This is a genomic window from Mycolicibacterium llatzerense (genome assembly GCF_025331195.1).
In the GTDB taxonomy this organism is placed as follows: domain Bacteria; phylum Actinomycetota; class Actinomycetes; order Mycobacteriales; family Mycobacteriaceae; genus Mycobacterium; species Mycobacterium llatzerense.
In genome coordinates this window covers 224,630-237,734 of record NZ_LXOV01000014.1, presented here as the reverse complement: position 1 = coordinate 237,734, position 13,105 = coordinate 224,630, and the positions used below count along the sequence as shown (strand labels likewise).

The window sequence follows — 13,105 nt, the reverse complement described above, 5'->3', positions numbered from 1 at the left end:
ATGTTTCGGATGTGTCTGACCACCGTAACGGCGTCCAGACGTTCCTTGCGGAACGCCGACGAGATTACCTGTGCCGACCCAGGCGAGCGTGACTAGCGGCCGATTGCGCTCAGTCGAATTCGGGAGCCTCGTTGCGGGAGCGCTTGAGCTCCCAGAAGTGCGGGTAGGAAGCGAAAATCACCGACGCGTCCCAGAGCTTGCCGGCCTCTTCACCGCGCGGGATACGCGACAGCACCGGACCGAAGAACGCGACGCCATTGACGTGGATGGTCGGCGTCCCCACATCGGGGCCGACGGCGTCCATGCCGGCGTGGTGACTCTTGCGCAGCGCCTCGTCGAACTTGTCGCTGGTGGCCGCCTCCGCCAGCTCGGCAGGCAGCCCGAGTTCTTCGAGGGACTCGGCGATGACCTCGGGGAAGTTCTTGTTGCCCTGGTTGTGAATCCGGGTGCCCATCGCGGTGTACAGGGGCGCCAGCACGTCGGAACCGAGCGCTTCTTCAGCAGCGATCGCGACGCGCACCGGACCCCATGCCAGCTTCATCATCTCCTGGTACTGCTCGGGCAGGTCCCTGCCCTCGTTCAGCACGGCCAGGCTCATGACGTGAAACTGCACGTCGACATCGCGGACCTGCGCGACCTCGAGGATCCAGCGCGAGGTGATCCACGCCCACGGGCACAGCGGATCGAACCAGAATCCCGCGACATCTTTGGTGACTGCAGAGTCGGCCATTCGTCTTTTCCTTTTGCGCTCGGTACAGAACCCGTTGCGAACAACTATGCCCGGCGTCCCTATGTTCCCGGTCACGGCTACCAGTTGTCCCCTAAGTTGGTGACGTGGCACTTCCGAACCTGACCCGCGACCAGGCCGCCGAGCGCGCCGCACTGGTGACCGTCGACAACTACCGCATCGATCTTGACCTCACCGACGGTGCCGGCGCACCGGGCGAGCGCACCTTCCGGTCGGTGACCACGGTGACGTTCAGCGCCCTGCCCGGCGCCAACACCGTCATCGACATCGCCGCCGACACCCTCCGCAGCGCGACCCTCAACGGGCTGCCCATCGACGTGTCCGCGTACGACGAATCAACGGGCGTGCAGCTGGCCGGGCTGGCCGAGCAGAACGTCGTCGTCGTCGACGCGGACTGCCGCTACTCCAACACCGGTGAGGGGCTGCACCGCTTCGTCGACCCCGTCGACGGCGAGGTCTACCTCTACTCACAGTTCGAAACCGCTGACGCCAAGCGGATGTTCGCCTGCTTCGACCAGCCGGACCTCAAGGCCACCTTCGACGTGGCGGTGACCGCACCTGCGCATTGGCAGGTGATCTCGAACGGCGCGACGGTCGATGCCGACGGCGGCAAGCACACCTTCGCCACCACCCCGAAGATGAGCACGTACCTGGCCGCCTTGATCGCCGGCCCCTACGCCCGGTGGGACGACGTCTACAGCGACGAGCACGGCGACATTCCGCTGGGCATCTTCTGCCGCGCGTCGCTGGCCGAGTACATGGACGCCGAGCGGCTGTTCACCGAGACGAAGCAAGGATTCTCCTTCTACCACAACAACTTCGGCACGCCGTACGCGTTCGGCAAGTACGACCAGCTGTTCGTGCCGGAGTTCAACGCCGGCGCCATGGAGAACGCGGGCGCGGTCACGTTCCTGGAGGACTACGTCTTCCGGTCCAAGGTCACGCGCTACTCGTACGAGCGCCGCGCGGAGACCGTGCTGCACGAGATGGCCCACATGTGGTTCGGCGACCTGGTCACCATGCGCTGGTGGGATGACCTGTGGCTCAACGAATCCTTCGCCACGTTCGCCTCGGTGCTGTGCCAGGCCGAGGCCACCGAGTACAAGCAGGCCTGGACCACCTTCGCGAACGTGGAGAAGTCCTGGGCCTACCGGCAGGACCAGCTGCCGTCCACCCACCCGGTGGCCGCCGACATCCCCGACCTGGCGGCAGTCGAGGTGAACTTCGACGGCATCACCTACGCCAAGGGCGCCAGTGTGCTCAAGCAGCTGGTGGCCTACGTCGGGCTGGAGCCGTTCCTGTCGGGCCTGCGCGATTACTTCCGCGACCACGCCTACGACAACGCCACGTTCGCCGATCTGCTTGGCGCACTGGAGAAGTCGTCGGGCCGGGACCTGTCGGACTGGGGCCAGCAGTGGCTCAAGACCACGGGCCTGAACACGCTACGGGCCGACTTCGACGTCGACGGTGCCGGCGCGTTCACCCGGTTCGCCATCACCCAGAGCGGTGCGGCACCCGGGGCCGGTGAGACCCGCGTGCACCGGCTGGCCGTCGGGCTGTACGACGACGACGGCTCCGGCAAGCTGGTCCGGGTGCACCGCGAGGAACTCGACGTCGACGGCCCGGTGACGGATGTCCCTGCGCTGGTGGGGCTTTCGCGCAGCAAGCTGATCCTGGTCAACGACGACGACCTGACGTACTGCTCGATGCGGCTCGATCCCGCGTCGCTGCAGACGGTGCTGAGCCGGATTGCCGACATCGAGGACCCGCTCCCCCGCACCCTGGCCTGGTCAGCGGCGTGGGAGATGACGCGCGAGGCAGAGATGAAGGCCCGCGAGTTCGTCGCACTGGTCATGAGTGGCCTGCACGCCGAGACCGAGGTGGGCGTCGCCCAGCGGCTGGTGCTGCAGGCACAGACCGCCCTGACCTCCTACGCCGAGCCCGCGTGGGCGGCCGAAATCGGTTGGGCCGCTTTCGGTGACGCGTTGCTGGACCTGGCGCGGGACTCGTCGCCGGGATCGGACCACCAGCTGGCGTACATCAACGCGCTGTGCACGTCGGTGCTGGCACCGAACCACATCGCGGTGCTGTCGACACTGCTGGACAACGAGCCCGCCGCGGTGAACATGGCGGGCCTGGTGATCGACACCGATCTGCGGTGGCGCATCGTCACCGCACTGGCCCGCGCGGGCGTCATCGACGCCGACGGCGTGGCGACACCGTTCATCGACACCGAGGCCCAGCAGGATCCGACGGCGGCCGGTCAGCGCAACGCCGCGGCCGCGACCGCCGCCCGCCCGCAGGCAGCGGTGAAAGAGGCTGCGTGGCAACAGGTCATCGAGGACGACACGCTGGCGAACATCACCACGCGCGCCATCGTCGGCGGCCTGGTTCAGCCCGGGCAGACCGAGCTGCTGGCGCCATTCCGGGACCAGTACTTCGCGGCGATCTCCGGGGTGTGGGAGCGGCGCTCGAGTGAGGTGGCCCAGACCGTCGTCATCGGCCTGTACCCGGCGTGGGACATCAGCCAGGCCGGCCTCGACGCCGCCGACCGGTTCCTCTCCGACCCGGAGCTGCCGCCGGCCCTGCGCCGCCTGGTCGTGGAAGGCCGTGCGGGAGTGGAGCGTTCGCTGCGCGCGCGGGCCTTCGACATCAGCTGACGCGACTGCGGGAGCCGCACCTGGCTGACACGGCTAGGTGCGGCCCTGCAGGATGCCTTCGATGTTGCGCTCCGCGAGCGCAGTGATGGTCATGTACGGGTTGCAACCGAGGTGCCCGGGCATCAGTGAGGCGTCGTTGACGAATAGGTTGCGGTGGCCGTTCACCCGTCCGAAGGCGTCGGTGGCCTTGCCTCGTACACAGCCGCCCAGCGGATGGACAGTGTTGGGCGCGAACACTTTTCCGCTGAACAGATCATTGCGGTAGTCGACGCGGTTGGCCCGCACGATCTTGTCGAAGACCTGCCTGGCCCTGGCCTCGTTGTTCGCGGCGAAGGCGTCGGTCCACTGGATGGTCGCGGTGTCGGACTGGCGGTCGTAGGTGATGTCGGCCCGGTCGCCGGTGTCGACCATGACGTAGTAGCCGAGCAGGTACGTCTCGACCGGCAGCGGCATGGAGAACATGCTGGCGTACACCGGGTTGTCCGGGTCGTCGCGGCCATCGATGTTGATCATGCCCATCAGGGATTGCGTGGTGCCTGCCGGATCACTCTTGGCCAGGTTGTGGCCGACCATCAGGTCGCCGTTGTTGCCGTAGCCCTTGCCGACCTGATCGTTGAGCCGGGCCAGGTCACCGGTCTCCCGCGCCTTCAGCAGCAGCTTGGTGGTGCCGAGCACGCCGGCCGCGAGATACAGCTGGTCACAACCGAATTCGGTCTTGGACAGCTCTTTGCCCCAGCGGTCGATTTCGCGGGTGGACACCACGAACTCACCCGAACGCTCCTGGCGGATCGAGGTGACCTCGGTCAGCGGGCGCAGCGTGACGTGGCCCGTCTTGAGCGCTTCGGCGATGTAGGTCTGGTCGACGCTGCCGAACCGGCCGTAGTTGCTGCCGAACTGCTGCTCGAATGCCAGCGAGGACTGCGGCACCTGTCCGGCCGCCTCCTTGACCAGATAGTCGAAGGAGTAGGAGCTGCCGTTGTAGTCGACCTTGTAGCCGGCCGCCGCCGCGTACTTGCGGCCGACGCGGGCGTATTGGAAGCACGGGGCCTGCTCGAACCAGGGCATGTCGCGGTAACTGATCTTCAGCGCGGACTTGGCGCGTTCGACATAGGTGCGCAGGAACTCGTCGCCGCCGATGTCGGGGAACGCCTTGGCGACCTGGCGCGGCGTCGGGATGGCAGCGATGCCCGCATTGATCATCGAGCCGCCACCGACCGCCAAACCCCGGAAGACGTCGTGGGCGCCGTGCGTCACCTTCTGGCAGATGCCTGCCTGGATCGGCTGGGGCGACGGCGCGTGCTCCGCCACCTGCTCCACCGTGAAGCCACCGAAGGAGGTGACCAGACTCGGCGGCACCTTCGTGAACCAGCCGGCGCGGGTGTCGGCCGGCAGCATCTTGGAGAACCGCTTGCCGTCGTCGTCGGGCTTGTCCCACAGCCGGCCCTGTTCGATGACCAGTGTCTCGATGCCGGCCTGTCCCAGCCGCAGCGCCGAGACCCCGCCGCCGTAACCGCTGCCGATCACGATGGCCGAGAAGTGCTTCCGCGACTCGGTGCGGTCGCGCGATCTTTCGACGAGGACGCCCACGCCGGCCGCACCCGCGACGCCCACCACCGCCGCACCGCCGAGGAACTGGCGCCGGCTGATCGGGCTCATCGGTTGCCTGCCTCGACAGGACATGCGCCGGCGGCACGGGCCGCGCCGCAGCGCGGGATGTGTCGATGCCGGCCCTGCATCACTGCCAAGATCGTCCTTCCGCCTAACCATCCAGCTAACCCGAAGCCGGCCGCCTCCCGACGTTCCGAATAACGGATTCATCACAAAAATTACACGATGCCGCGGGGTTTCCGCCGCTCTGCGAGATCCGGCCGCCAGCGCGTCGACCAACCCGCGGGACGCCTGGTATGCCGTAGGTCACCCATATCCTTCTATGGCACTCTACCTGCAAGTTTATTACCGAATAAGTCGAACTTCCGACCGGTGTCCCACTGCCGGGACAGCAGCCGGGCAATTCGGCGGAATGCCCCCGCGCCCTGACCCCGCAGACAATTTGCTGGATAACGCTAAGAAAACGGACAAGAACTGGCGCTGGCAACCGTTGTGTATTTGCGCAAACGGCTGATTGCGGGTACGAATACGGGGTGTTGTCGGCATTGCGCGCGGGCCAGGAGGCGTCGCAGCCTCACGCGCCCGCTGAGCCCGACGCATCCGAAGCGCCGAAGTCGAAATGGCGCGATCCCAAGCGCTACCTGTGGCTGCTGGGCCCCATCACTCCCGGAATGGTGGGCCTGTCCTGGCTGCTGGTGTGGCTCACGGGCATCGACGCCTTCTGGTGGGCCGGCTCGCTGCTGACGTTCGGCTTGGTCCCGCTGCTGGATCACATCGTGGGCCCCGAGGCCGAGACGACTCCCGGAGACCTGCGCCGTCTGGAAGACGACCCCTTCTACCGGATCGCCACCCACCTGTTCCTGCCGGCGCAGTACCTCTCGCTGATCTTCGCGTGCTGGCTCTGGGCCGGCGGCGGCTGGGTGACGATGTCGCCCGTCGACAAGCTGGGCCTCATGGCCGCGGTCGGGACGGTCGGCGGCATCGCGATCAACGCCGCCCACGAACTCGGCCACAAGCGCGGCATGTCCGAACGCCGGCTCAGCAAGATCGCCCTGGCCCAGACCTGCTACGGCCACTTCTTCGTGGAGCACAACCGCGGCCACCACGTGCGGGTGGCCACTCCGGAAGATCCCGCCAGCTCACGGCTCGGCGAGAGCCTGTACGCCTTCATCGGCCGGTCGGTCGTCGGCAGCCTGCGGTCGGCGTGGCAGCTGGAGTCCGACCGCCTCGCCCGCATCCGTAAATCCAAGTGGTCTCTGCACAACGAGGTCCTCAACGCCTGGCTGATGACCGTCTTCCTGTTCGTCATCCTGGTGGCCTGGTTCGGCGTCACCGTGCTGCCCTGGCTGTTCGGGCAGGCCGTCATCGGCATCTTCCTGCTGGAGACCGTCAACTACCTCGAGCACTACGGCCTGCGGCGGCAGAAGCTGCCGAACGGCCGCTACGAGCGCGTGCGCGCCGGTCACAGCTGGAACAGCAACACCGTGATCGCCAATGTGTTCCTGTTCCACCTGCAGCGGCACTCCGATCACCACGCCAACCCGATGCGTCGGTACCAGGCGCTGTGCCATGCCGATGAGGCTCCGCAGCTGCCGGGCGGTTACGGCACCATGCTGCTGCTGGCCATCTGCCCGCCGCTGTGGCGTCGGGTGATGGACCCGCGCGTGCTGGCGCACTACGACGGCGACATCAGCCTCACCGCGCTGCAGCCGGGATATGAAGCCCGCCTGCGCAAGCGCTACCCCGCCGCGCGCTGATCTCGTCGCGCTGATCCTGCGCCCACGGCGTACTTGTGCGAGTGGACCGCGCCCTCAGCGCAGCGCCAACCTAAGCCCCAGATAGCACTCTGCCGGGTGCGAACCATTGGTTCACACCCGGCAGAGTGAAGAGAAATCAGGCGGGCGAGACGCCGGCGCTCAGCACGCGGACCGCGCTGATCAGGCCGTCCATCAGGTTGCCCTGCTTGAACGACGCGGCCGCCGCGGACACTCCCAGCGGAGCGGCCTCTTCGATACCACGACCGCGGACCTCGGAGCCGTAGACGACCTCGATGGCCTTCTGGTTCGGCGAAACGGCCAGCAGCACCGCGTTGTTCGGCGTCGGCACAGTGGCCAGCACCTCACGTGCGGTGGCGGCGGTGTCCGCACCCAGGTCGCCGATGTAGACGGCGAAACGGGCGCCGGCAGCGCGCGAACCGTACTTCAGGGCGTCGTCGAGGAACACCAGGTCCTTGACCGGGAACGGGTAGTGCACCGACAGCTCACCGGGTTCGGTGACGCCGGAGATGCGGCCGCTGTACGTGACGGCGTAGCCGTACGGCAGGTTGGCCGGATCGATGTTTGCGACCTCGGTCTGGCTACCACTTGCCACTTGCGCCACCTCCCACAGTCAGGTGCGAGTCATGGCCACCGTGGCCGTGATCCGCAGGTTCCTCGGCCGCCCACAGGATCGGCGCGTGGGTCCACTTGTCGGTCATCTTGTAGGTGTCCGGATGCGGACTCTTGCGCAACAAGAACAGCGCGCCAAGCACCAGCAGCAGCGCCAAAGGCACCCCACCGAGCAGCGAATGAGTAAGTGCAATGCTCACGCGCAAACCGTATCAGTACGCAACCAGCTCACGCTGAGGACAGGGGCATTCCGCCGCCGGATTTCAGGCGGCGCCTTCACCGAGGTAGCGCACCCAGGCCGGATCGAGTTCTTTGACCGCCGACAGCAGCCGCCAGTGCTGCCCCTTGGGCGGCAGCGGCGCCGCATGCAGCGTCCAGCCGAGTTCGGTCAGCAGCCGGTCGGCCTTGCGGTGATTACACGGACCACAGGCCGCGACGCAGTTCTCCCAGGAGTGCTCGCCGCCGCGGCTGCGTGGCACGACATGGTCGACGGTGTCGGCCTTGCCGCCGCAGTACGCGCAACGAAACCGGTCCCGGTGCATCAGCGCGGCCCTGGTCATGGGAATGCGGGCCCGATACGGGACCCGCACATAACTACGCAGCCGGATTACCGACGGAACGGCGACCGCACGGGTCGCCGAATGTATGACAGGACCCGTCGGATCGTCGTGCACCACGTCGGCTTTGCCGCACAGCACCATGATCACGGCGCGACGCATGGGTAGCGCGGTCAACGGTTCGTAGGTCGAGTTCAGCAGCAGGACACGGCGGCGGCCCCAGAGCGAGCCGACTGATCCCTCAGAGGGACTTGATTCGACTGCGTGCAGGGGTGATGACAGTGCTGTGCTCGGCACAGGCAAACCCACCGCGGCGCTGTGAAGTCTGTGGCCGCGGACCTTTCTCCGTTGCGACATACGTCCTCCGTGTTGACAGTCCACCATGGATCGGCAGAGATCGCACGAGAATTCCGGCGTGTTAGCTGGACGATCCGGTGAACTTCGGGTGACGGAAGCGCCGCCGCCGACTGGTAGACAATGGAACCGTGACTGATGTCCAACCGTCGTCCAACGACGAAGCGCAACGGTCGTTCTACGACGAAGTCGGTGGAGCTCAGACCTTCCAACTCCTGGTGTCGCGGTTCTATCAACTGGTCCGCGACGACGAGATCCTGCGCCCGCTGTATCCGGAGGATGACCTCGACGGCGCCGAACACCGGCTGCGGATGTTCCTCGAGCAGTACTGGGGTGGTCCCCGCACCTACGGTCAGGAACGCGGCCATCCCCGGCTGCGGATGCGGCACGCCCCGTTCCGGATCGGCTTCCTCGAGCGCGACGCCTGGCTGCGGTGCATGCACACCGCGCTCGCCTCGATCGATGCCGACACCATCGATGCCGCGCACCGGCAGGCACTGCTCGACTACTTCGACATGGCCGCCCAGCACATGGTCAACTCGGCGTTCTGATGACAGCGCCGCGGTGGTGGTCACGCGCGGTCTTCTATCAGCTCTACCCGCGATCGTTCGCCGACAGCGACGGTGACGGCGTCGGCGATCTCGATGGCGTGACGGCGCACCTGGATTATCTGCGGTCGCTCGGCGTCGACGCGCTGTGGCTCAACCCGGTGATGGTCTCCCCCATGGTCGATCACGGGTACGACGTCGCCGACCCGCGCGACGTCGATCCGCTGTTCGGCGGGATGGCGGCGCTCGATCGGTTGATCGCCGCCGCGCGGGCCGTGGACATCAAGGTCACGATGGACCTGGTCCCGAACCACACCAGCTCCGCGCATCCGTGGTTCCAGGCGGCCCTGGCCGCGGGTCCGGGCAGTCCGGAGCGGTCCCGCTATCACTTCCGGGACGGCCGCGGGCGCAGCGGCGATTTGCCGCCCAACAATTGGACATCGGTGTTCGGCGGTCCGGCGTGGACCCGGGTTTCCGCGGCCGACGGCCGGCCCGGCCAGTGGTACCTGCACCTGTTCGACGCCGCGCAGCCGGACCTGAATTGGGACAACCCGGAGATCGCCGCGGATCTGGAACGGACGCTGCGGTTCTGGCTGGACCGCGGCGTCGCCGGCTTCCGGATCGATGTCGCGCACGGGATGGCGAAACCGGCCGATCTGCCGGACATGGCCGATCGCACCGCGGAATCCGACACCGCCATGCTGACGTCCGAGTCGAACGATCCGCGCTTCAACAACGACGGCGTGCACGCCATTCACCGTGACATCCGGACGGTGCTCGACGACTATCCCGACGCGGCCACCGTGGGCGAGGTCTGGGTGTTCGACAACGCCGATTTCGCGAAGTACCTACGCCCCGACGAACTGCATCTGGGTTTCAATTTCCGTTTGGTACGAGCCGATTTCAGCGCGCACGCCGTCCGTGAGGCGATCGAGAATTCCCTGGCCGCCGCCGAGCTGGCCGACTCGCCGCCCACGTGGACGCTGTCCAACCACGACGTCGAACGCGAGGTGAGCCGTTACGGCGATGGCACACAGGGACTTTCCCGGGCCCGGGCGATGGCGCTGGTGATGTTGGCGCTGCCCGGCGCGGTATTCGTCTACAACGGCGAAGAACTCGGACTACCCAACGTCGACCTGCCCGACGACGTCCTGCAGGACCCGGTCTGGGAGCGTTCCGGCCACACCGAACGAGGCCGCGACGGCTGCCGGGTGCCCCTGCCCTGGTCCGGCGACACCGCACCGTACGGATTCTCTTCTGCCCCGGAGACCTGGTTGCCGATGCCCACCGGTTGGGGGCCGTTGACGGTTGACGCGCAGTGCGCCGACCCGGAGTCGACGTTGTCGCTGTTCCGGCGGGCCATCGAATTGCGCCGGGGCCGAACGGTTTTGGGTCGTTCGGTGCGGTGGCTACCGACCGCACCGGACCTGTTGGCATTCCAGTGCGAGGACGGCCTGGTCTGCCTGCTGAATGCGGGCAGCACCACGGTCGACCTACCCGCCGGCCAGGTGGTGCTCGCGAGTGGGCCGCTGCCCGGCGGCCGAATGCCACCCGCCACCGCCGCCTGGCTGACTTACGATTAGTCCATGCCCGTCGACGCGACCCGTGTTGCGGTGCGATTGTCCGCACCGACCGGTGACGCGCGCGCCGACCGGTGGCGGGCGCACCGCGCAACGGTGCGGGAGGAGCTGATCGAGGCCACCCTTCGGGCAATCGACGAATACGGGCCCGACTTGTCGATCGACGACGTGGTGAAAACCGCCGGCGTGCCACGGCCGAAGCTGTACCGCTTCTTCACCGACAAGGAGACGTTGTTCGCCGCCGTCGGCGACCGCATGCAGGAGCTGATCGTGCAGCGCGTCATTCCGTGCTTCCACGTCACCGCGACGGCACTGGAGCTCGTGCGTTCTGCGCTGGCCGGCTACATCGATCTGGTGGACGAGCGGCCCAACCTCTTTCGGTTCGTGGTCGGTTCCCATTTCAGCGACGACCATTCCCGGACCAAGCTGCTGGAGAACGGCCGCAATCTGTCCAGCGCCATGACCGAAGTCCTCGCCGCGATGCTGCGCATGCACGGCGGCGACGCCGACCACCTGGAATACACGGCCGACGCGATCCTCGGCGCGGTGGCCCTCGGTGTGCTGCGGTGGCTCAACGAGCCGACGATCAGCAAAGACGAACTCATCGCGCAGCTGACCCCCGTGATCTGGGGTGCGGTGTCGGCGGCCGCCGCTGCCCGCGGCGTCGTCATCGCACCCGACGAGCAGATGGCGTTGTTCGGCACCGCGGACTGAACCGTTGCCGGTCGTCCTGACCTGCACTCAGGCAGCTCAGAAAACGTCATTATCCAAAACCCTTGCGCAATAGCGCATGCCGTCGTAACTTCGAACTACTAGAACTCGCGGTACTAGTTACTGAATGTTCGAGGAAAGGCTGGCGGCATGGCCGTACGCAGCAGGCAACACCCGACAATGACGTCGGAGCGGAACTCCCGGGCGCTCTACCCACGGACCCGACGAATCCGCTTCCGCTTCGGCGAGGACCCCGGCCGGAAGTATTTCGTCGCCGGGGACATGGTCTTCAGCCATTTTGTCGCCGGCCTGTCGGGAGCATTTCCTCCCGGCGAGGAAGGTTTCATCCGGTCGGTCCGCCGATTCGCCGACCGGATCACCGATCCCGACCTCAAGAAACGGGTAGCCGGCTTCATCGGCCAGGAATCCATGCATGGACAGGAACACCGGCACCTCAACGAGAAGCTGGTCACGATGGGCTACCCCATCGCGTGGTGGGATTCAAAAGGGTTGAAGGACAGACAGATACGGCTCGAAGACCGGTTGCCCGCGCACGTACATCTGGCGATGACGGCCGCCGCCGAGCACTACACCGCGGTGCTGGCCGAGCGGGTGTTGTCGAGCGACGAACTGCAATCGATCCCGGCCGAACCGGAAGTCTGGCACCTGCTGAATTGGCATGCGTTGGAAGAACTCGAGCACAAGTCGGTTGCCTTCGACGTGTACCGCGCCGTGGGCGGTACCGAGCGCACCCGCATCACCGTGATGGCCGCGGTGTGCGGCCTGCTGCTGCCGGTGACCCTGGCCTCGCTGGCCGTCTCGATCGCGTCCGATCCCGTGGCCCGTCGGCGGCCCGACCGCCTGGTCCGCGAGGCGTACGACCTCTTCACCGGCCCGATCTTCAAGGGCCTACTGCCCGATCTCGCGGTCTACCTGCGGCCTGGATTCCATCCCGACGATGTCGATACCAGCGCACTGGCCCTGCAGTGGCGGGACACCCTTTTCGGCGCCGACGGCGTCCTCGTCGACCACCTCAAATAGCCGACACAACGGAAGGAATCGATCATGAGTGCTGAGCCGATCACCCCGCATGGGGTTGCTCTTCCCAAGGTCCGCCGGATGCGGTTCCAGTTCGGGGAACCCGAGCCCCTGCACCGCCATTTCGTCGAAGGCGACATCGTATTCAGCCACCTGGTGGCCGTGCTGTCCGGCTCATTTCCGCCCGGCGAAGAGTCGTTCATCCGTTCCGTCCGGCGCTTCTCCGACCAGATCACCGACCCGGTGCTCAAGAAGCGCGTCGCCGGGTTCATCGGTCAGGAATCGGTGCACGGCCAGGAACATCGCAAGTTGAACACTCAGCTCGCCGACATGGGCTATCCACTGGTGCGGTTCTTATTGTTCGCGCCGACCAGCGTGCGGCAGAAGGTGGTGCTGCGCATCGAGCAGCTGATCCCGGCGAAGGTCCATCTGGCCATGACGGCCGCCGCGGAGCACTACACCGCGGTCCTGGGTGCGCGGGTGCTGTCCAACGACGAAATCCAGGCGATCCCAGGCGATCCCGAGGTCTGGCGGCTGCTGAACTGGCACGCCATGGAGGAGCTGGAGCACAAGTCCGTCGCCTTCGACGTCTACCGGTCGGTGGGCGGTTCCGAGCGCACCCGCATCGCGGTCATGTGGTTCATGTACTTCCTGACGATCCCGGTCGTCACGGCCGCGGTGGCACTGTCGATCCTGCTGGATCCGACCGCGTGGCGGCCGTTCAAGGTGCTCCGCCAGACCTACGGGGTGTTCCGCGGACCCCTGGTGCGCGGGATTCTTTCAGAGATTGCCGAGTATCTGCGGCCCGGCTTCCATCCGGACGATGTGCCCACCGATGAGCTGCTCGAACGCTGGCAGCACGACTTGTTCGGCGCCGGTGGCGAACTCGTCGGCTACGTCCGATAGCCGAGGAC

12 protein-coding genes are annotated in these 13,105 nt (G+C 66.6%); 7 read left to right on the top strand and 5 right to left on the bottom strand.

Annotation, left to right across the window (positions count from 1 at the left end; all coding sequences use genetic code 11):
- Window positions 1-109: 109 nt before the first annotated feature.
- Window positions 110-730: a mycothiol-dependent nitroreductase Rv2466c family protein gene (locus tag A7G45_RS22180; RefSeq protein ID WP_043394324.1), complete on the bottom strand. Its 621-nt coding sequence runs from the start codon at window positions 728-730 to the stop codon at window positions 110-112.
- Between the two features lie 104 nt (window positions 731-834).
- Between A7G45_RS22180 and pepN the strand changes: the two genes are divergently transcribed.
- A complete protein-coding gene (pepN, locus tag A7G45_RS22175; RefSeq protein ID WP_260940312.1) occupies window positions 835-3,408 on the top strand; it encodes an aminopeptidase N in 2,574 nt (857 codons plus the stop codon).
- Window positions 3,409-3,441: 33 nt separating this feature from the next.
- Here pepN and A7G45_RS22170 read toward each other — a convergent pair whose 3' ends face one another.
- Window positions 3,442-5,064 (bottom strand): GMC oxidoreductase, encoded by a 1,623-nt coding sequence (locus tag A7G45_RS22170; RefSeq protein WP_260940311.1) that lies wholly within the window; start codon window positions 5,062-5,064, stop codon window positions 3,442-3,444.
- A 485-nt stretch (window positions 5,065-5,549) separates the two neighbouring features.
- Here A7G45_RS22170 and A7G45_RS22165 point away from each other — a divergent pair, with 485 nt between their 5' ends.
- Window positions 5,550-6,773, top strand: a complete 1,224-nt coding sequence (locus A7G45_RS22165) for an alkane 1-monooxygenase (RefSeq protein ID WP_260940310.1) — start codon at window positions 5,550-5,552, stop codon at window positions 6,771-6,773.
- 136 nt (window positions 6,774-6,909) lie between these two features.
- Here the strand turns inward: A7G45_RS22165 and A7G45_RS22160 are convergent, their stop codons facing one another.
- The 3 genes from A7G45_RS22160 to A7G45_RS22150 form a co-directional block, all read right to left on the bottom strand.
- Entirely contained in the window at window positions 6,910-7,386 is a 477-nt protein-coding gene (locus A7G45_RS22160; protein WP_043984350.1) for a DUF5130 domain-containing protein, read from the bottom strand.
- Complete coding sequence (gene ctaJ / locus A7G45_RS22155) at window positions 7,373-7,603, bottom strand: aa3-type cytochrome oxidase subunit CtaJ (protein ID WP_029105398.1); 231 nt, start codon at window positions 7,601-7,603, stop codon at window positions 7,373-7,375. The genes A7G45_RS22160 and ctaJ overlap by 14 nt, the downstream gene beginning before the upstream one ends.
- Window positions 7,604-7,666: 63 nt before the next feature.
- A complete protein-coding gene (locus A7G45_RS22150; RefSeq protein ID WP_260940309.1) occupies window positions 7,667-8,317 on the bottom strand; it encodes an HNH endonuclease in 651 nt (216 codons plus the stop codon).
- Between the two features lie 128 nt (window positions 8,318-8,445).
- Between A7G45_RS22150 and A7G45_RS22145 the strand changes: the two genes are divergently transcribed.
- From A7G45_RS22145 to A7G45_RS22125, 5 genes are all read left to right on the top strand, one after another.
- A complete protein-coding gene (locus tag A7G45_RS22145; protein WP_260940307.1) occupies window positions 8,446-8,865 on the top strand; it encodes a globin in 420 nt (139 codons plus the stop codon).
- Window positions 8,865-10,445, top strand: a complete 1,581-nt coding sequence (locus A7G45_RS22140; protein ID WP_260940306.1) for a glycoside hydrolase family 13 protein — start codon at window positions 8,865-8,867, stop codon at window positions 10,443-10,445. Before A7G45_RS22145 ends, A7G45_RS22140 begins: the two co-directional genes overlap by 1 nt.
- 3 nt (window positions 10,446-10,448) lie before the next feature.
- A complete protein-coding gene (locus A7G45_RS22135) occupies window positions 10,449-11,156 on the top strand; it encodes a TetR/AcrR family transcriptional regulator (protein WP_260940305.1) in 708 nt (235 codons plus the stop codon).
- 147 nt (window positions 11,157-11,303) lie between these two features.
- Window positions 11,304-12,194 (top strand): metal-dependent hydrolase, encoded by an 891-nt coding sequence (locus A7G45_RS22130; RefSeq protein ID WP_260940304.1) that lies wholly within the window; start codon window positions 11,304-11,306, stop codon window positions 12,192-12,194.
- Between the two features lie 24 nt (window positions 12,195-12,218).
- Window positions 12,219-13,097: a metal-dependent hydrolase gene (locus A7G45_RS22125; protein ID WP_260940303.1), complete on the top strand. Its 879-nt coding sequence runs from the start codon at window positions 12,219-12,221 to the stop codon at window positions 13,095-13,097.
- Window positions 13,098-13,105: the final 8 nt, after the last annotated feature.